Raw genomic sequence first — 19,850 nt, forward strand, 5'->3', positions numbered from 1 at the left:
GCGCTTCCATTTTAGAGAAGCATGTCCGCCGGTTCAGTCACCCGGCGGAGGACGGGAGAGGGCATTGATGGCTACGACGGGGCTCGGCCGCGCGCGTTCGCGCGGAATTCTTGCAGGCAGCGGCATGACCGCCTTGTGGTTGATGATGGTTCCGGCGACAGCCTGGGCCCAGGACGCGGCGCCGCCCGCCGACCCGCCTGCGGATGCGCAGACCACGCCGACCCCCGCCCCGGGCCAGACCAACGAAGACGAAAGCGGCGAGGTTGTCGTCACCGGCATCCGCGCCAGCGTTCGCAACTCGATTAACCTGAAGCGGCGTGAAGACAGCATCGTCGAAGCGGTGTCCGCCGAAGATATCGGCAAGCTTCCCGACGTATCGGTCGCCGAATCGATTGCCCGCCTGCCCGGCCTCGCCGCGCAGCGTGTTGCCGGCCGCGCCCAGATCATCTCCGTTCGCGGCTTCTCGCCCGACTTCACCACCGTTCTCCTGAACGGCCGCCAGCAGGCTAGCTCCGGCTTCAACCGCGCGGTCGAATTCGACCAGTATCCGTCGGAACTGCTCGGCTCGGTCGTGGTCTACAAGTCGCCCGACGCGTCGATTTCGGGCATGGGCCTGGCCGGCACCGTCGACCTTCGCACCATCCGCCCGCTATCGCAGGCCAAGAGCACGGTCGCCGTGAACCTGCGCGGGACGTACGACCAGGGTGGCGGCCGCAACGCCGACATCTCCAAGTGGGGCTGGCGCGGCAGCGCGAGCTACATCGGTCACAATGCCGACAAGACGCTGGGCTGGGCGATCGGCTACGCGCACCTCGATTCCCCGGGCCACACCAACCACACCAAGAACTGGTATTACCAGAACTACGGGGGCCCGACCTACACGCTGTCCGGCCAGGAAATCTTCGCGCAGAACCGCCGCGACATCCGCGACGGGATCATGGGCACGCTCGAATGGCAGCCCGACGATCGCCTCCACTCGGTGATTGACGTCTACTGGTCGCGCTTCAAGCAGCATGAGGTAAACCGCGGCGCGCAGTGGTTCTCCACGCAGGACGTCGACGGCACCACCTTCTCCAACTTGGAAACCGAAACCCGCGACGGCAACCAGTTCGCCGTGTCGGGAACCGCCAGCAACGTCATCCCGATCCTGCGCTTCGACGACAACCGCCGCACCGACAAGCTGTTCGCGGTCGGCTTCAACAACGAATACAAGATCACGGACCGGACGACCTTTACCGCCGACCTGTCCTATTCGTCGAACAAGCGGGATGAAACCTACCTCGAAACCTACGGCGGCTACGGGCCGGGCCGTTTCAGACCCGGACGCCCGACAGCTACGACTTCGAAATTCCGGCCAATGGCCACCCGCAGTACACCAACTGGGGCCTCGATTATGCCGACGCGAGCCAGGTGTCGCTGGGCGACCGCGCGCCGTGGGGCGGCTGGGGTCATGACGGCCTGATGAAGTCGCCGCATATCAAGGAAACGCTCTACGGACTCGACGGGGCGCTGACCCATGAGTTCGACGGCAGCTTCCTCAAGAGCGTTGAGGCGGGACTGAATTACACCCACCGCAAGAAGACCAAGACCGTCGACGAGCTCGACCTGTTTCTCAAGAACGGCCGCGAGCAGGTGCTGGTCGACTCGCAATACCTGACCGATCCGACGTCGCTCGGCTTCGCCGGATTCGGCGATGTCCTCGGCTTCCAGGTGGCCGATGCGCTCGACGCCTACTACGACCTGCTCCCGCTTGAAGATGCGGCGCATTTCGACAAGGCCTGGTCGATCAAGGAAGACATCCTGACCTTCAAGGCCAAGGCCAACATCGAGGCCGGTGCGCTGCACGGCAATGTCGGCGTCCAGATCGTCCAGCAGAAGCAATCGTCGAGCGGCGTGCGCATCAACCAGACGGTCTCGCCGATCGCGCTCAGCGACGTGACGATCACCGACAAGTACACGGACGTCCTGCCCAGCCTGAACCTGTCGTATGACATCACCGGCCAGCACCGGCTGCGGCTGGCGGCGGCCAAGGTCATGGCGCGGCCGCGCATGGACGACCTTCGCGCCAATCTGACGCCCAGCTTCAACGGCGGCATCTGCGCCGGGGATCCGGGCTGTTCGCCTGGCCAGACGGTCAATCCCTGGTCGGCCAGCGGCGGCAACCCGGAACTGCAGCCGTGGCGCGCCAAGCTGCTCAACGTCGCCTACGAATGGTATGGCGGTAACGCGACCTACTTCAGCGTCAGCGCGTTCCAGATGTGGCTCGACAACTACATCTACACCCAACTGCGCACGGCGGACTTCTCCGACTTCCCGCTGCCGTCGACCGCGGAATCGATTCCGGATGACGTGATCATCAGCCCGATCGGACAAATCAGCCAGCCGGCCAACGGCGACGGCGGCAAAGTGCGCGGGATCGAAGTCAGCGGCGCACTGGAACTGGGCAAGCTAACCCCGATCCTGACCGGATTTGGCGTTCAGGGCAGCGCTTCCTACAGCAAGTTCGACCTCAAGCCGAACGCGGAAGGCAGCATCGGAATCCTGCCGGGCTTTTCGAAGTGGGTCTACAACCTGACCGGCTATTACGAGCGGAACGGTTTCCAGGCGCGCGCCAGCTATCGCTATCGCTCCGGGTTCAAGGGCGAGGTCGTGTCGCTGTTCGCCAACCTCGGCTATCCGATGATCCTGGCGGACAAGCAGCTCGACGCGCAGGTCGGTTACACCTTCCCCGAAGGCACCAACCTCGCCAACTTCGGCATCCAGTTGCAGGTCAACAACGTGCTCAATTCGCCGTACCGCACGACCTACGACGTCAATGGCACCCGCACGCTGGAAACCTACGACAAGTTCGGCCGCCAGTGGATGCTTGGCGTCAGCAAGCGGTTCTGACGACATGACCATGGCCTCTTCGACCCCCCTGGCTCTTCGCGCAGGAATCGTCGCTTTCTCGGCAGCCTTGCTGGCGAGTTGCGCGGTTCCCAGCGGAGGAGCCAACCCCCCTCCGCCGTCACCTCCCCCGGTGGCGGCGGACTTTGGGGTCGAAGCCCGCATCCGCGCGATCGTCGCGGGGATGACGCTGGAACAGAAGGTGGGCCAGATCACGCAGCCGGACATCCGGTCGATCAAGCCCGACGAGGTCCGCCAATATTATATCGGCTCGATCCTCAATGGCGGCGGCGCCTGGCCGGACAACAACAAGAAGGCCAGCGTCAACGACTGGCTGAAACTGTCGGATGCCTATTACCGTGCCTCCATGGCGACCGACATGGCCGTCAAGATCCCGGTGATTTGGGGAACCGACGCGGTTCACGGGCACAACAATGTCTTCGGGGCGACCCTGTTTCCGCACAACATCGGGTTCGGCGCGGCGCGCGACCCGGCCCTGCTCGAGCGGATCGGCCGCGCCACCGCGGCACAGGTCCGCGCGACCGGCATCACTTGGGCGTTCGCGCCGACGCTGGCGGTTGTGCAGAACCCGCGCTGGGGCCGCACCTACGAAAGCTACAGTGCCGATCCGGCCCTCGTTCGAAGCTATGGCGAGGCGATGACCCGCGGGCTGCAAGGCCGCCTCGGGTCGCCCGACAGCGTGCTCGCGACGGCCAAGCACTGGATTGGCGACGGTGGCACGTTCCACGGCGTCGACCAGGGCGAAACGCGCACGACCGAGGCCGACCTCTTCGCCCGCCACGGCCAGGGCTATTACGGGGCGCTCGCCGCCGGCGTGCAGACGGTCATGGTCAGCTATTCCAGCTTCACCGATACCGCGACCGGCAAGGTGTGGGGCAAGATGCACGGCAACCAGCATCTGATTTCCGGCGAATTGAAGCAGCGCCTGCGCTTCGACGGGCTGGTGGTCAGCGACTGGAACGGCATCGAACAGGTTCCCGGTTGTCGCAAGGACCACTGCCCCCAGGCGATCAACGCCGGCATCGACCTCGCCATGGTCCCGGACGATTGGAAAGCGTTCATCGCCAACACGGTCGCCGACGTCCGCGCCGGCCGGATCCCGATGCAGCGCATCGACGACGCCGTCACGCGCATCCTGCGCGTCAAATTCCGCTCCGGCTTGTTCGAGGCATCGCCGGCCACCGGTCCGCGGCCCGACCCGTCGGTGATGAACAGCGACGCCGTCCGCGAGCTGTCGCGCGAGGCTGTGCGCAAGTCGCTCGTGCTGCTCAAGAACGACCGCAACGTGCTCCCGCTCAAGCGAACCGGCCGGATCCTGGTCGTCGGCAAGGGCGCCGACAGCCTGCCGATGCAGGCCGGGGGCTGGTCGCTGACATGGCAGGGCGACAACACCGTCACCGCCGATTATCCCAACGCCGACACGCTATTGTCCGCGCTGCGCAAGGAATTGGGCCGCGCCAACGTCGACTACAGCGTCGACGGCCGGGGCGTGAACCCGCGCCGATATTCCGCGATCGTCATGGTCGCCGCCGAAAAGCCTTATGCGGAAATGAAGGGCGATATCGTCTTCCCCGCCCCGCTTCGTCACAGCGCGCGCCATCCCGCCGATCTTGCCGCGCTGAATCGCGTTTCGGGCAAGGGCGTTCCTGTCGTCACCATGCTGTTTTCCGGACGGCCCGTGCCGGCGAATGACCTGATCAACCGGTCGGACGCGTTCGTCGCGGCCTGGCTGCCGGGCACGGAAGGCCTTGGCCTTACCGACATGCTCCTTGCAGGCCGGGCCGGAGGTCCGCGTTTCGACTTCACCGGTCGCCTCCCGTTCGACTGGCCGGCCGCTGATTGCCTGGCGGCCAATGGGCCGTTCCAGTTCCGGCTCGGTTTCGGGCTGACCCTGGGGACCAAGACCAAGACCCCGCGGCTGCCCGTCGCGCGTCAGCCCGTAGCCTGTCCGGCCGACAGCCTGTAAGGCTGCGGTCCATGCGCAAGGTCCTGATTGTCGGCGGCGGATCGGCCGGTTGGATGACCGCCGCGCTGCTCGGCAAGCTGTTCCACGGCATCTACGAGATCGAACTGGTCGAAAGCGAAGCGATCGGCACGATCGGCGTCGGCGAAGCGACGATCCCCGCCATCAAGAAATACAACGAGCTGCTCGATCTCGACGAGAACTCGTTCATGCGGATGACGCAGGGCACGTTCAAGCTCGGCATCCAGTTCGTCGACTGGTGGAAGAAGGGCGAAAGCTACATCCACGGCTTCGGCGTGATCGGCCAGGATTGGGAATGGCTGCGTTGCCATCATTACTGGCTCCAGGCCAACGCCCGAGGCAGCGCTCGCGATCTCGCCGACTATTCGATCAACACCGCCGCGTCGTTGGCCAACAAATTCATGCGCGCCCGCGTCGATATGTCGGAAAGCCCGATCGGCCATATCGCCCACGCTTTTCACTTCGACGCCTCGCTCTACGCCCGCTTCCTGCGCGGCTTCGCGGAAGACCGGGGCGTCCGCCGCACCGAAGGCAAGGTAACGAGCGTCGAGATGGCCGATAACGGCAACATCGCTGCCATCCACCTTGAAGGCGACCGGCGGATCGAGGCGGACCTGTTCGTCGATTGCACCGGATTCCGCGGCCTGCTGATCGAAGGGGCGCTCCAGACCGGATATGAGGATTGGAGCCACTGGCTGCCGTGCGACCGAGCCATCGCGGTGCCCTGCGCCCGGACCGAGCCGCTGACGCCTTACACGCGCTCGACCGCGCGCGACGGCGGCTGGCAATGGCGCATCCCCCTCCAGCATCGCACCGGCAACGGCCACGTCTTCGCCAGCCGCTTCGTCGACGAGGCGGAGGCGGAGCGGCAGTTGCTCGACAGCCTCGACGGTGAGCAGCTCGCCGAGCCTAATCGCCTGCGCTTCCAAACCGGCAAGCGGCGCAAGATGTGGAACCGCAACTGCGTCGCCATCGGGCTGTCGGCGGGCTTCCTGGAACCGCTGGAATCGACCAGCCTTCACCTGATCCAGGCCGCGGCGATCCGGCTGGTCAAGCTGTTCCCCGACCTCCATTTCGACCAGGCGACGATCGACGAGTTCAACCGCCAATCCGACTTCGAATGGGAACGGACCCGCGACTTCATCATCCTCCACTATTGGGCGACCGAGCGCGAGGACAGCGAGCTGTGGCGCCATTGCCGGTCGATGGAGCTTCCGGCGACGCTGCAGCGCAAGATCGACCTGTGGCGCGCGCACGGCCGCATCTTCCGCGAGGACGACGAATTGTTCGCGGAGGAAAGCTGGATCCAGGTTCTGATCGGCCAGGGCATCATGCCGCGCGCATGGGATCCCCTCGTCGCGATCAAGAGCGATGCGGAAATTGACGAATTCCTCGGCAATATCGCGTCGACCATCGACCGGTGCGTCCAGGTGATGCCGGCGCACGGCGACTACATCCAGGCGGTTTGCAGGGCGGAGGCAGCATGAAGAGATTGACCTTGTTGGCAGCGTTGATGCTCGGCGCGTGCCAGACCGTGCCATCCGGCCCGCCCCCATCGGCAAGCCTGTGGATCACCACCGCCGACGGCACGCAGAAGCTTGCGCGGCAGGCTGACGTGGTCGCCCGCCCGCCGGTCGGCCCCGCCCCGGCAGTCACGATCGACCGCACCCAGCGTTACCAGCTGATCCAGGGCTTCGGCGCGTCGATCACCGACGCCTCGGCCGAGCTCATCGGCCGCCTATCCGCCGACCGGCGCCGGGCGCTGCTGCTGGAGCTGTTCGGCCGCCAGGGCGAGGGGCTCGGCCTGTCGTTCACCCGCTTGACGGTCGGGGCATCGGACTTTTCGCGAACCCATTACAGCTACGACGACACGCCGGGGAATGTCCCCGATCCCGCGATGCGCCACTTCTCGATCGCCCCGGCCCGGCAATATGTCCTGCCGGTGACTCGCGAGGCGCTGGCGATCAACCGCGACCTGATCGTGATGATCAGCCCGTGGAGCGCGCCGGCGTGGATGAAGACCAGCAAAAGCCTGATCAAGGGCCGCCTCAATCCCGCGCACTACGCCTCCTTCGCCGAATATTTCGCGCGGACAATCGAGGCGTTCGGTCGCGAGGGCGTCCCGGCGTCGCTGCTGTCGATCCAGAACGAGCCCGACTTCGAGCCCGAGAATTACCCCGGCATGCGCATGTCACCGGCCGAGCGCGCGGCGGTGGTCGGCAAGCACCTCGGCCCGCTGCTCGAACGGCGCGGCATCAAGACGCGCATCCTCGACTGGGACCACAATTGGGACAAGCCGGAACAGCCGCTCGGCGTCCTCGCCGACCCCGTCGCCCGCCGCTACATCGCGGGGTCGCCTGGCACTGCTACGCCGGCGATGTCCCCGCCCAGGAAAAGGTCCGCCTCGCCCATCCCGACAAGGAAGTGTGGTTCACCGAATGCTCCGGCGGCGAGTGGGCGCCGAAGTTTGGTGAAACGCTGGGCTGGATGATGAGCAAGCTGATCATCGGCTCTTCCAACACCGGATCGCGCGGGACCCTGCTGTGGAACCTCGCGCTCGACCCGAAATACGGTCCGCACAACGGCGGTTGCGGCGATTGCCGGGGCGTGGTCACCATCGACCCGGCCAGTGGCGCGATCACCCGCAACGTCGAATACTACGCCCTCGGCCACGCCAGCCGCTTTGTCCGGACCGGCGCGCGGCGGGTCGGTGTCGCGCTGACGGCGCGTGATGTGGAGGCGGCCGCCTTCGAAAATCCCGACGGCGGCCTGAGCCTGCTCCTCTATCGCTCCAAGGGCACCGGCCCGGTTCGAGTCGCGGCCGATGGGCAGGCGTATGACATCGCCTTGCCCACGGGCGCGGTAGCGACGCTCACCCTGCCTCCTCGCCGCCGTTAGAGAATTTTCGGCATAAGTCCGAGAGTCGACGGAACGTGAATCGCGGCGGCGCTTTATGCTGGCCGAGAGGAAGTCGCCGTGAGTGCCACCAACGAGAATTTCATGTTCGCGTCCCCCTGGACGTCGGAGGACTGCGCCGTCCTTCGCGGCCTCCATGCCCGCGAGACGCCAATGCCGGAGATTGCTCGCTACCTCGGCCGCTCGCAGGACGACGTCCGCAGCAAGGCTTACGAGCTGGGTCTTAGCGTCATCAGCTTCCGTCACTCGGTCGCGGCTTAGGAAAAGCATCGCCTTACCCGCCTCCGACCGATTTCTTCCGCTCCCGAAATGGAGTAAGGAAGGACTGACAGGCCGATCGTAAAGGAGATGGAGCGATGCGCTTTTCCCAGGTACTTCTCGCGGGAACTTTGCTGGCATTCGCCACCGGCGCCGCGGCCCAATCGCGGGGTCCGAAGAGCTATCTGGAGCGGCAGGGAACGATCTATCCCAGCCTCGAATCGTACGTTGGCTTCTCCGACCGCACCCTCGAGCGGGAGGCGGCCAGCCTTGCGAACAAGAATGCGCTGATCTCCTACGATTATCGCAATGCCCTGCGGTTCGCTTCCTGTGTCGACCATTTCGACCGCGCAGCGGCCGATCGCCTGCTCGCCGTCTCGATCGGCAGCACGGAAGACCAGAGGGTTCTGTCGCGTCTCGCGGAACGCAACGGGCCGTGCGTTGCCAAGGTGCAGCGAATGCACTCCCTCCTCATCCGCGCCGCGCTCGCCGAAGTGAAGCTGCGCGCATCGGGCCAGACGGCGACAGCACGCCTGGCGGGGGTCGGAGTTCCGGCCTCCGTAAACGGCTATCCGTTGAAGGCGATCACCCAGTGCCAGGCAGTCACTCGCCCGGACATGGTCAATTCCCTGTTGGCCAGTGAACCGGGAAGCGTCGCGGAACGCGAGGCCGTGGCCCGCATCTTCGCCCAATCGCCGCAATGCGGCCCGATCACCATGGGAAGGGTCACGCCGACGGTCGCCCGCCTCGCCCTCGTCGACGCCGCCTATCAGCAACGCAGCGCGCGATAATCTGATCGGGGAAATGGTGCCCAGGAGAGGACTCGCTGGCGAGCCCTATCCAACTGTGATAGCAGTGTTTTTGGCGCTTTGCTCTCCAAAAAGCCCCCAAATGGGCCCCCAGGCCGTGAATGCAGCAGCCATCGAACGAGAGGTCCATTTGACCCACGTCGGCGTTCGCGGATCAAACATTAGTTTCCAAGAGAGCGATTTCGCCCGGGTTCAGATCGAATAGCGAAAAGACTTGCGCGTTGATTGCCGCTTCCAGCCGAGCGATCTCAGCGGTCAGAGAGTGAATCTTGGCGCGGCTAGATGTAAACCAATTTTCCCAATCATTCCGTTCTTCCAGGGGAATCCTGCCCTGCATCGCCTTCTTGGCCTCGATCTGGAATGCGGCGAAATGAGGAAAGTCCCACCATGCCTTTAAACGCGAGTTCAATCTCGCCGTCGCTGGGTCAATCGCGAGGTCGGGAATGCGCCGGGTTAAAGCATTTTGAAGATCGTGACGCTCCTGCGCCGCCTTCTGTGTGCCAAGAACTAGTTCCTCGATGAAGTCCCGCTGAGCCTCATCAACCGCAGGGATCGCCAAGCTTTGAAGGTCCTCGGCGTCGGCCTGCGAGAATCCTCCACTGAGATTTGTGCTCTGCGATTTGAGATGAAACCAGCAAACCGGCGAGTTCAAGATAGCTAGTAGAACGGGGTCATTTGACGGCAGAGAAAATAGAGCATTGTTGATATAGCGCCCGTTTTCATCGAGCCAAAATGCCGGGTTCGCAAGGAAGCGGCTGTACGTAATCTTCGGCCGAGAAAATCGAGCAGCATAGGCCTCCTGCGCTTGCTGCAATTCAAACCACTCTTGCTTGGTGGCGCGTTTCTCCAACTTGTCCTTGTACGGTAGGAGCCAATCTCGAATGGCGGTGTAGTCCTCGATACAAACTCGGTTCTTAGGAATATATATGATCCAAAGACCACGCGATTCCGCGCGCCACCGCTTTACGTCCTTTCCCTCCAGAAACGGCTTCAGCAACTCCGCGGAACGTGGATCATCGCGGCAAAGCCGTTCCTTCGTTGGCGTATCAATCACGAACGCCTCATTCAGTCCGGTCTTTATCCCGTAGAGCGGAGAACCATAGGCTTCCTTCAACGTCGGCCTGCCCGCCGTAATCTTCGTCCGCAGCGCGCGCAGAGCGTCGCCCTCTAAATTCCAGGAACCCTGACTAAGCGCCTCCTGCGGGAAAGGCTCGGCCGCCACGGCAAAGGCATCAGCAAAGCTGTCGGCTGGCATCTCGCCAACCTTCCAGAATCGTAGGTGATGGCCCGACTGGGGCGGGCCTGCGCGCATGGTCAGAATCGCGGGATAAGTGGTGACACCTTCAAAAATTTGATGATCGCCAAAGTCCACCACGGTTTCCAGCGTGGCGTTGGTGCGCAGGAAGTCTCGAAGTGGCGCGCCCGATCCGGTTTTGAAGAATGTGTTGCTGCTGATGAAGCCCAGCCGCCCGCCAGGCTTCAAAAGCTTGACCCCACGTTCAAAAAAGTAAGCATAAAGATCTGCCCGGTCGGACACTACTTCGTAGCGCCTTTCGAGCCACGGCTTCATGGGCTTGATCAGTTCCATGCGAACATAGGGCGGATTGCCCAACACCACGTCGAACCCCCAGCCGCGAAAATTTCAGGGAAAGCGGTGTTCCATTCGAAACCGTGGCTACGATAGGCAAAGCTGGCGTCTTCGATCAGGCTGTCGCCGACGCGCAGATTGGCGTCCAGGCTATCCAGCACCTTTCCGCGCCGCGCGGTCTTGATCCACAGGCTCAGCTTGGCGATTTCCACGCTTTCGCTGTTGACGTCGACCCCGAATAGGTTGTGCGTAAGTATTTCACTATCAGGGTCCAGTAGATCACCCGCCATGCCTGTGCCGGACAATTCGGCAAGCTTGGTGTTCACCTGCTGCAATTCGGCCTTCAAATAATCGAAAGCCATGATCAGGAAGACACCCGATCCGCAGGCTGGGTCAACGATGCGCAGGGCGGTCAGGCGGTCGCGATATTCGGCCCATGCCTGTCGCTCCACCTTGGCCGATTTCCAAGCTATAACCTCGTCATCCGCCTTCGCATCCTTGGCGGCATAACGGCCAAGGATTTCGGCAAATATCTCTTCGCAATGTGCGCCCAGCGTCTGATCGACAATGAAGCGGGCAACATAATCGGGCGTATAAACGACGCCGTCGCGCTTGCGCCGCCCGCTGGTGCCGCTGGCCTTTTTCTCCACCGGCGCTTCGCCCAGCGCTTCGGCTTGAAGCTGTTCCACGTCGGCAATCGACTGCTCGAAAATGTGGCCCAGCACGGTGACGGAAATTTCGCTGGCAAAGTCATATTCGGCCAGCCGCTTGAAACCTTCGCAGATATGATCCGGCACGGCCAGCGCATCGATGGTCGCGTTTGGCTGGAACAAGCCGCCATTGTAGCGTGGGATTTTGAGCTGGTCGTTGCCCCGATCAATCGCGTGGAACAGGCCCAAGAACGTCTGCCAGATCGGCTTGGGGTTGTAGGGGTCGAGGTGCTGGAAAGCGTTCAATAGGCTGTCATCGGGCAACAGGCCGTTGTCTTCGGCAAAGGCAATGAACAACACTCGGTCCAGAATAGTCTGGCCCAGCCGGATTGCCTCCAGCGGGTCACCTTCCGGCAGGACAGTACGAACCGCGCCGATCAGATCGCTGCGCAAAGTGCGATAGTCGGCGTAGAGCCGCGCGGTTATGTCGCGGTCTTCCTTCCGGCTTTCCTCTAGAATAGCCAAGGTCCGGCCGGACAGCAGGTTTTCCGACGACAACAGCAGCATGAAGCGCTGATATTCGGCTGGATCATGGAGCTTCGTTAGATCGAAGCTGTCATGGAATTGCCGCCCGTCCGCATAGCTGTAGAGGCGGATTTCAAGATAGTTCGAAACCAGCACCCATTTGGTGCCGACATTATCGCTGGCGTACTCCCAAGCCTGCTGGACCGGGGTCTTGGCGCGCCCCGGCATAATCGCATCGAGGTTCTTGGTCTTTGCGCCCTTCAGTTCGAACGGGGCGATGATCCGCCGCTCGCCCTTGGTGAATTGTCCCAAGGCAAGATCAACCGATCCCGCGCCAATCTGCGCCTCAACGTCAACGGTCCAATGGCCGCTTTCGTTGAAATCACGATAGCCCAGCACTTGGCAAATAATCCGCTCCTTGAAATTGCCGTGAAGAGCAGTTTCTTTTTGCGTCTCGATTGAACGGTCGCGGATTGTCTCGCCCCACTGCCGCAGGATTTCTAACTTCGCCGGATCAGGCGCAGGGGCGTGCGAAATGTGGCGCTTGATTGTCTTCGCATTGAACAGTTGCACGCCTTTTCCCCCTGGACCGACGCGAGGTTAGCAGGCGGACTGGTCCAGCACCAAGAGGCTCAGCGGCCCACTTGGCTGGGTAACTTCTGCATTGCGGCTAGCACCTGTGCGACCAATGCTGGATCTACCGAAGCTGCGAAGGTTTCGGCGTTCGTCATCGGGCTCATCCTCCCGATCAGTTCCCCCTGCCGATGCACGGGAATTTGGCCGTAGCTAGTAAAGGTCGTCAGAACATCCGCGTGGCCAAGGTTCTGTGACCAGGCTTTCATTGCCTCCGCCGACAGATTTAGCGTCATAGCGTGCCGGACCAGCATGTCGCGGAAGCTGTGCGGGTTGAAATATGGCAGGCCCGCTCCCTTGAAGGCGCGCTTGAAGATTTCGCGGATGGGACCGCTTCCGCTCCAGCCGTTCCGCTCCAGTCCGGCCGGTGCAAACTCCCCGTTGCCATCCAAGGCCATTGCCGTCGCAGGAAAAAGTGGGCCGGATGGATCCCGCGCAGGGTCTCCCTTCAACTCCCCGTACCAATCTAGGAATATTTCTCGGGCGCTGATGCTCACCGGCATAAGATAGGTTCGGAAGGTCTTGGCGAATTTCGTTCGCACATGACGAGCGTCTTGATCGACGTAACCGCCTTCAGGGTCGACATCGCTCAAACGAAACGATGCCAACGCGCCCACGCGAGCAGCGGTCAGAAGCGCAAACGCGATGAGGGCTCGGTCGCGTCGCTGCACGATAGTCTCATCGGGCATCGCACCGAGCACAATCTCTACTTGCGCAATGGTCGGCACCCGCTTTTCGCGCCTCGCTCGTGCGACAGCCACATCTTTCTCGCTGAGACTGAAATAGTCTGCATCAGCGTAGGCAATGTGCGATTTGTAGCCAGGTTCGCGTGCGAGCCAGAGGAAGAAGTCGCGACACTGGCGAAGCGTTGAATGCGTCGTTGCCTTAGACAGTCGCTCGCCAGTCCGCGCGTTACTGGCTTCGGCCAGCTTACGTTTGAAGGCAATCGCTTGCTCGCGATGAAGGCGCTTGAAATCTTTTCGGCCAGTGGTCTCTTCGAACCGCGCCAGAGCCTTGGCGATGCCGTCAATCGTCGCCTCATCGCGCCCCTTGGCCTCTGCCAAGTATCGAAAGTATTCTCGTTTTATCCGCTCGTTTGCAGCGTTGTATTTCATCGCATTTGTCCCTCGCGTTCAAAGACACAATCCAAGCTAGGGGGATGACTCCTGATTAGGTGTCCCTGACCTTCCGCATGGTGGATCGTGCAATCCGGCATAACTACGTTGAGGCAGCTCAGAGAGGCTCGACGGTGCATCGTCGTGCGGCAAATGCCACAGAGCGCACGTAGGTTGCCTGACTTGGCGTTGATCGGAACGAAATCGACCCTGTCGAGCGCCGGCCTACGTGGCTCCCGACATCGGAAGCAGTAGATCGTGCCGGCCGGGCAGGGAGACTTTCGGCTCTTGTTCTTGGCGTCAAGGTACGCCCGAACAACCGAGCCGTGAAACAATGCCGGTCGACTGCCGTCCAGCGCCTTCAGGCCGTCCCGCCGCCAATGACGCACAGTGTTCTTATGCACCCGCAACTTTGCCGCCAATTCCGAGACGTCGTACGTGCGGTTGATTTTGACGGCACGCGGATTGACCCGTCGAGTAGCCATCCGCGCTACTCCTTCGCGGCGACTAGGCGGCGCACTGATTCCATCCGCACCAATGTTCGACGCCCCAGCTTAAAGGCATCCAGTCGACCGGCGCCAATCAAAGCATATACCGATGTGCGGCCGAGCCCGAGAACTCGAGCCGTTTCGTTTATTGATATCGCCAGCGCTTCCATTCTGATCCTCCGTGTCGCTGGCGTGCACCAGCAGAAGCCGGAGGGTATGTCCGAACACGCAATTGAAATCGGACGGTAAGGGTCGGAAAGGGTCGGAAACTAGGAGGCTTGTTCGTACTTACGCCAGAGTTGTCGGGCTCTAGCGCGAACGGCTGTCTCGCCTGGTTCAACACCCTGCTCACTGAGTGAAGCTAGCATCGCACGCTCAATGTCTGCCTGAGTTTTCGGCTGGAGGTCGCCCGTATAAATTTGCACGGCGACCGCTGCCCACATTTCATCCCAATGAGCTGCCAAAGGCTTGCCGCCCTTGTTTTTGCTCGAGGGAATTGTGGGTTCCGACTCTGGAAAACTCGGCGTCGAAACCTGTCGGGGAGGCGCTGGTTGGGTAAACGTGTAACGATGCAATTCGAGAAGTCGCAGTGTCCGCTTTTCAATTCCCTGGAAAAGACGCTCGGCTTCATTGGAGACGCTCAGATAGCGGTTTTCACGGTCTCCACCGGTCGCGAACTCAACCGCTTGATCAACCCCAACTCGGAAATGGCGCAATGTCACAACGACGTCCGTGGCGATCAGCGCGAATGCCTCTGTATCTTTAGCGACTTCCGCGACGGCGCTGACCAATGACTTCACGTATTCGGCCGCATTTTCCTCTACGATCCGCAACGCCGCTTTTACGGTCCCGCCCGACTGCAACACACGTTTCGCTGCTCGATTTGACTGCATCTCCCTCTGGAGATCATCTGCTTTCGAACGGTACTCCGAGCCAAGGTGCTCGAGTAATAGCTTGATTTGCGCCCGAGCTACCTGATCCACGATCAAAGGCTCTGCGAGTTTCCCTAGAATGTCCAGCAGGCAACATCTGAAGGGGCAAAGCGAAACAGAAAACCACTGTATCCGCCAGGTTCGCTAGCGTCCGATTTGGGTGGAAAGCGGACATTTTAAACGGGATCCAACGGACGCGAGTATTTCACGCGGCTCGGCTATCCTTCGCCGGACTCGTTATAGAGTGTGATGCCTGACTCGTCGGTATCGGAGCACCGTCGGTCGAAGATGATGTGCAGGAGTGCAGTGGCAGCAAAAATAACAAAGGCGGCAAATGCGGTAGCGCTCTTATTCTGGCCTGTCAGAACGCAATATACGATGGTTAGCCAAGCAGGTATCGCGACGAACAAGTAAACGAGCTTCAGCCATCGGGCATACCCCGCAACCATTCGCTGTTGGTCACACCCTCACCCGCGCTGTTTTTCTTCGCATGCAGGGCATTCTGCGCGTGGAGCGCATTCTCCGCAATGGGTCGATATCGGACATCGACGATCCCCATGCTAAACCTCTCGCATGACGTTGAACGGATACCAATGCTGGTTCTGCGGGAAGGATATCGATCCCGCAGATACGGGCGCCGTTATGGTGACCATCGAAAGCCTGTGGGCTTGGCACTCAGGGTTGAGGGGCCCCGACGATCCATTTCAAGCTGTCTACGCACACTCATCATGCGCGAAAGTCCGGATGAGAGGCGCGACTGACTCGCTTGAGGCGACCGTCTTCGGTGAAGACGAGTAACGTCCGCAATGGGTCGATATCGGACGCGGCAGGATTGAGTGCAAAGCGGACATTAGCGAGCTGGTACCAAGCCAAAAAAGTCGCTGCCCAATCCGGCGGCCATGCAAGGTCCGAGGCTTCGAGCGTCTTGCGAGCCGTTGTCTCGATAAACTGCCAGACAGTAGGCTTGGACCTGTCCGAAGGCGGAAGGATCAAGCTTGTGCGCGACGGCATAGGCGGATGTCGCCCGGCTCTCGGCTCGGTAAATGCGGACAAGGCGAAAGGCGTTTGCGTATCCGAAGAGGGACCGGTCCTGGTCGCTCAGGCAATTCTTTTCTGTCGAGTGTTCAGCCAAACAGAAACGGTACGCTCTATCTCGCATTTCCTGAATTTCTGCTGGGACGAGTGCCGGATCGAGATTCCATAGGTTAGTCGAACCGATCCAGGACTTGGCTTGCGCTTCTGCAATTCGCTTCGCGCTGGGCTGCTGGACACCACAGGCGCTGAGCGCGACGGTAATCGCAACGCAGGGCATTAGTCTCATCGTGACAATATTCCATTGGCTCCTAGCGTCCGCAATGGGTCGATATCGGACGCAGCGAGTTTGGGTCGAAAGCGGACTTCAAGCTGAACCTTCCGTCCAAATGCTGAACTTATCGACTTCCACGGTGTCCGCGCTCGCCAAATGCGTGATGGAACGAGGGTTCAGTCCGCTCATTGCCACCAAAAAAAGATGCAGCTTCGGCATCCCCGAGCAGTCGGGCTGAATGTCTGTAGATAGGTCATTTTCCGAACAGGCCACGAGCACGCCCGCACCTGTATTCACGATCAGTGTGAGACGCCTCGTTTTGCGTTCGTCGGTGAAGAAGCGCGGGAAGATTGCGAGCGTTTCCGGGGGAATGGGATTTGCACTGCGCAGTCCACTTGCGAGCTTGGGATCCATCAGAGTGCCATCAGCCATAAGCGGCTGCGTGAAAGCGGCACGGAACTTGACGGCGTCCCGATCCCACCATGCTTCGAAGAGTTTTCGAACCTGTTGGTTTTCCAGCCCCGAGGCACGGGGTGATTTGAGCGCAACGCTGCAAGCAGCGGCCGGCGCGGCGACCAATGCGGGGAATGAGGCGGCAAGTGCGAGAAGGGTTCGTCTGTCCATAGTGCAAACATCGCGCGTCCGCTTAACGTCCGCAATGGGTCGATATCGGACGCGGTTTGGAATGGTTCGAATGCGAAAATGCTCATGCGCTGTCGGCGCACCCGTTTAGCGCCGCAAGCTTCTCCTTGAGGAGCCTCAGCTCATTGTGAGCGTACCCACTTCGCTGCGATGTACAAAAATTCTCAATCCAAGTCGCGTCTTCCGCTTTGGCCATTGAGGCCATGGCTCGGATCGCAACTCCCCGCACCGCCCAGCCATATCTTCGCTGAAATGAACTGGTCAGGAAGCCCTTGACGGCATTGATGCTTTCTCGATCACCCCAACCGGCCAATACTTGCAGGGCGAGAGATTGCGACCCCTCCCACTTGCTTCGTAGCGCTCGTTCAACGACTTTTCTCCGCGCTGGAGTAGCTGGATGGCCAAGGATCGCCCTTACTTCAACCGCTTCCTTTTGGACGTCATCCATGCCTTCAAATTGGGCACAATAGTTAGCGTCCGCAATGGGTCGAAATCAGACGCGGCGAATGGGTGGTTTACGGACGTACGCTCACCCTGGTTCAAGAGGTGCGCCGCGTACTTTTTGGCTGAGCTTTGCCTTTAGGTGTTTATCAAGCCTGCGATCTTCATGGGGCTTCCGCAGAGCAGCCCAGAGCACCAACCCCATCCACAGGAGGGACATCGCCGCAGCCAACCACGCCCAGAAGTAGTAGCTGTCGGGATCATATTGATAGTGACCGCGCCTACCAGCCAGCAGGGGCAAAAGGAGGCGCAGGATCGGTTCGCATTGGGCACGAAAGACAAACAGGAGCGCGCTAAGGGTTGCGAAAGCCGCTCCTCCCGCCGCGCCGAAGAAAAGCATCCCTTTGTAAGTTGCGCCGAGTGGTCGCCGTATCTTCATGCTGCCCACCATAACGATGCTGCTGATGTCCGCTATGGGTCGATTTCGGACGCGGCGGTATTGGGTGGAAAACGGACTCAAGCTCGGCTTGCATTCAGCCATCTCGTCGTTGACCGGTTCCAAAGGAAGAACGCAGCTCCCGCATTGCAGCCGAGCGCTCCCAGCGAAAGGAATAGGTCAAGACTCGAAATGGAGATGCTCACGCCGCGCGTGGCCGCAACACCTAGGCCGATGAGCACAAGGAAAGCAGCGATCAGGAGAAATGCGGACCATATGAGGCGCCCCACCCGGCTTTGAAGTCTGGAAACCCACAGGACCAAAGCGACCTGAAGGCCAGCCATTACGAAAGGTCCGGGCGCAGCGCCCACAGGCCCCTTTAACGTTCCAAGGAGAGCTACGAAAACTGCAATACAGCCCAAGGTTTCAAAGTGGCGGACCTGAAGCGGTCGTTCGGCCGATGCTGAGTTGTCTTTCATAAGCTTCACCGGTGACAGGCTGCGCCAATGTCCGCAATGGGTCGAAAGCGGACGTTAGATGCCTTAGCGAAGTGACCCTGCGTCGACCTCGTCCGATCCCATATGTTTCACGAAAGCATTGCGGATGCTTCTCCGATAGCCTTGCGCAGTTACACCGCTAGGGTCCCATCCTTCGGCTCGTAACACCGCATCAACAAACTCTTCTGCGCGAACCGGTCCGTGTTGGGGAAGGTACACTTCTACCTTCGTGGGCTCGCCGTCGATGACAGACCCGCAGAACCCCAGGCCAACACAGACCTCCTGCATTAGCTTGTCGTATCCTTTGCTCATGCGGGCAGTCTAGCGTTAGCACTAATGTCCGCAATGGGTCGCTATTGGACGCGGCGGGGTTAGAGCGGAAGCAGTGTTGCGACCCCCAATTCAGTCAACTCCCACTTGAAGTCCGTCCAGGTAGTCGCTCCACCACTGCGCCATTTGAACGCGTTCTTCCCAGTGTGCCCCTCGATGGTACGCGCCCCGAATTGCATCACGGTCCTTGTGGGCCAAAGCTCGTTCAATCGCATCCGGTGACCACCGACCAGACTCATTGAGCAAGGTGCTCGCCATGGACCGAAATCCGTGCGCACTCATCTCCGAACTTTCAAATTTGAGACGCCTGAGTGCCCCATTAATTGTGTTCTCTGACAATGGTCGATCGCGTCGTGCAAATGCTCCAAAGACGTACCTTTGATTGCCAGTGAGAGCTTGCGCCTCCCGCAAGATCGCGACGGCTTGCTTGGAGAGCGGGACAGCATGATCTCGCCTCATCTTCATCTTCTCGGCTGGAATGCGCCAGACGGCCTTCTCGAAGTTGATCTCCGACCACTCGGCCCGTCGCAACTCGCCGGGCCGCAAGAAGACGTGCGGGCTCAGCTTCAATGCCAAAATCGTTGAGGGCTGTCCCGAGTATCCTTGAATTGCCCGCAGCAACTCGGCTGCGCGCCTTGGATCTAGGATTGCCGCCAAGTGCTTGGGCCTGGGGGAAGCGATGGCCTCTGCCAACAATGCAGCCGGGTCTGACTTCGCCCTTGCCGTAACAACAGCGAACCTAAAGACTCTGCTCGCAAAGGCTCGAACGCGCCGTGCTGTTTCCAGTTGGCCCTTCCGTTCCAGCGAACGCAGCACATCGAGAATTTCTTGGGGCTCGATCTGCTCAATCGGCCGATGTCCGATCGAAGGAAGGAGCCAGTCCCTTGCCCACTCTAATTTCGAGATCGTCGCGCTGGATTTTCCCGCGCGCTTCGCTTTGTCGATCGCTTCGTCCGCGATACCGGAGAAGGTCGTACCGGCCGCCGTTTTGCGAAGCGCTTTCTCTCTTCGCTTAACGGTAGACGGGTCGATCTTGACGGCGATCGATTGCCTCGCGCTATCACGAGCTTTCCTCGCATCGCCCAACGACACATCGGGGTAGCGTCCCAAGGCGAGCTTCCGCTCGATCCCATCGATCCGATACTTTAGCCGCCAGAGTCGACCGCCGGCCGTCGTGACAAGCAAGTAGAGACCGCCGCTGTCGGCAAGCTTGTACGCTCTGTCCCTTGGCTTTGCGTTCCGAACAGCGACATCCGTCAGCGCCATATCGAGCCTCTCGGTCACGAGGCCCCCACAAAGGCCCCCAGATTCAACTGACTGCTCGCGTGCGATTGCGAACGTCTGCGGTCAGCCCAAGGTGAGAATCTACAGGAATCAGGGGTTTCTGTCGACT

15 protein-coding genes and 1 pseudogene are annotated in these 19,850 nt (G+C 60.9%); 8 read left to right on the forward strand and 8 right to left on the reverse strand.

Going from position 1 to position 19,850, the window contains the following annotated elements; translation table 11 throughout:
* The first annotated feature begins 67 nt into the window (after window positions 1-67).
* From H9L12_RS09395 to H9L12_RS09425, 8 genes are all read left to right on the forward strand, one after another.
* Window positions 68-1,462, forward strand: a complete 1,395-nt coding sequence (locus tag H9L12_RS09395; protein ID WP_187541522.1) for a TonB-dependent receptor plug domain-containing protein — start codon at window positions 68-70, stop codon at window positions 1,460-1,462.
* The gene (locus H9L12_RS09400) at window positions 1,348-2,889 is read left to right on the forward strand and encodes a TonB-dependent receptor domain-containing protein (protein WP_187543241.1); all 1,542 of its coding nucleotides are present in this window, start codon (window positions 1,348-1,350) and stop codon (window positions 2,887-2,889) included. Before H9L12_RS09395 ends, H9L12_RS09400 begins: the two co-directional genes overlap by 115 nt.
* A 130-nt stretch (window positions 2,890-3,019) precedes the next feature.
* Window positions 3,020-4,873, forward strand: a complete 1,854-nt coding sequence (locus H9L12_RS09405; protein ID WP_223177104.1) for a glycoside hydrolase family 3 protein — start codon at window positions 3,020-3,022, stop codon at window positions 4,871-4,873.
* 11 nt (window positions 4,874-4,884) lie between these two features.
* On the forward strand, window positions 4,885-6,378 hold the full coding sequence (locus H9L12_RS09410; protein WP_223177105.1) for a tryptophan halogenase family protein: 1,494 nt from the start codon (window positions 4,885-4,887) through the stop codon (window positions 6,376-6,378).
* Complete coding sequence (locus H9L12_RS09415) at window positions 6,375-7,382, forward strand: glycoside hydrolase family 30 protein (RefSeq protein ID WP_223177106.1); 1,008 nt, start codon at window positions 6,375-6,377, stop codon at window positions 7,380-7,382. Before H9L12_RS09410 ends, H9L12_RS09415 begins: the two co-directional genes overlap by 4 nt.
* Window positions 7,382-7,789, forward strand: coding sequence for a glycoside hydrolase family 30 beta sandwich domain-containing protein (locus tag H9L12_RS13170; RefSeq protein ID WP_223177107.1), 408 nt, complete (start codon window positions 7,382-7,384; stop codon window positions 7,787-7,789). The genes H9L12_RS09415 and H9L12_RS13170 overlap by 1 nt, the downstream gene beginning before the upstream one ends.
* Window positions 7,790-7,867: 78 nt before the next feature.
* A complete protein-coding gene (locus H9L12_RS09420) occupies window positions 7,868-8,068 on the forward strand; it encodes a hypothetical protein (protein WP_187541524.1) in 201 nt (66 codons plus the stop codon).
* Between the two features lie 95 nt (window positions 8,069-8,163).
* Window positions 8,164-8,856, forward strand: coding sequence for a hypothetical protein (locus tag H9L12_RS09425; protein ID WP_187541525.1), 693 nt, complete (start codon window positions 8,164-8,166; stop codon window positions 8,854-8,856).
* 172 nt (window positions 8,857-9,028) lie between these two features.
* Here H9L12_RS09425 and H9L12_RS09430 read toward each other — a convergent pair whose 3' ends face one another.
* The 8 genes and pseudogenes from H9L12_RS09430 to H9L12_RS09465 form a co-directional block, all read right to left on the reverse strand.
* Complete coding sequence (locus tag H9L12_RS09430) at window positions 9,029-10,186, reverse strand: TaqI-like C-terminal specificity domain-containing protein (RefSeq protein ID WP_425506824.1); 1,158 nt, start codon at window positions 10,184-10,186, stop codon at window positions 9,029-9,031.
* Between the two features lie 93 nt (window positions 10,187-10,279).
* A pseudogene (locus H9L12_RS09435) lies at window positions 10,280-11,865 on the reverse strand (Eco57I restriction-modification methylase domain-containing protein); the annotation flags it as partial.
* 404 nt (window positions 11,866-12,269) lie between these two features.
* Window positions 12,270-13,385: a tyrosine-type recombinase/integrase gene (locus tag H9L12_RS09440; RefSeq protein ID WP_187541528.1), complete on the reverse strand. Its 1,116-nt coding sequence runs from the start codon at window positions 13,383-13,385 to the stop codon at window positions 12,270-12,272.
* 490 nt (window positions 13,386-13,875) lie between these two features.
* The gene (locus H9L12_RS09445; RefSeq protein WP_187541529.1) at window positions 13,876-14,043 is read right to left on the reverse strand and encodes a helix-turn-helix domain-containing protein; all 168 of its coding nucleotides are present in this window, start codon (window positions 14,041-14,043) and stop codon (window positions 13,876-13,878) included.
* A 99-nt stretch (window positions 14,044-14,142) separates the two neighbouring features.
* A complete protein-coding gene (locus H9L12_RS09450) occupies window positions 14,143-14,862 on the reverse strand; it encodes a hypothetical protein (RefSeq protein WP_187541530.1) in 720 nt (239 codons plus the stop codon).
* A gap of 1,342 nt (window positions 14,863-16,204) precedes the next feature.
* Window positions 16,205-16,735 (reverse strand): hypothetical protein, encoded by a 531-nt coding sequence (locus tag H9L12_RS09455; RefSeq protein ID WP_187541531.1) that lies wholly within the window; start codon window positions 16,733-16,735, stop codon window positions 16,205-16,207.
* Between the two features lie 547 nt (window positions 16,736-17,282).
* On the reverse strand, window positions 17,283-17,756 hold the full coding sequence (locus tag H9L12_RS09460) for a hypothetical protein (RefSeq protein WP_187541532.1): 474 nt from the start codon (window positions 17,754-17,756) through the stop codon (window positions 17,283-17,285).
* 773 nt (window positions 17,757-18,529) lie between these two features.
* Complete coding sequence (locus H9L12_RS09465; RefSeq protein ID WP_343060342.1) at window positions 18,530-19,741, reverse strand: tyrosine-type recombinase/integrase; 1,212 nt, start codon at window positions 19,739-19,741, stop codon at window positions 18,530-18,532.
* Window positions 19,742-19,850 lie beyond the last annotated feature (109 nt).

Origin of the sequence: Sphingomonas rhizophila (genome assembly GCF_014396585.1) — a bacterium.
Lineage (GTDB): Bacteria > Pseudomonadota > Alphaproteobacteria > Sphingomonadales > Sphingomonadaceae > Sphingomicrobium > Sphingomicrobium rhizophilum.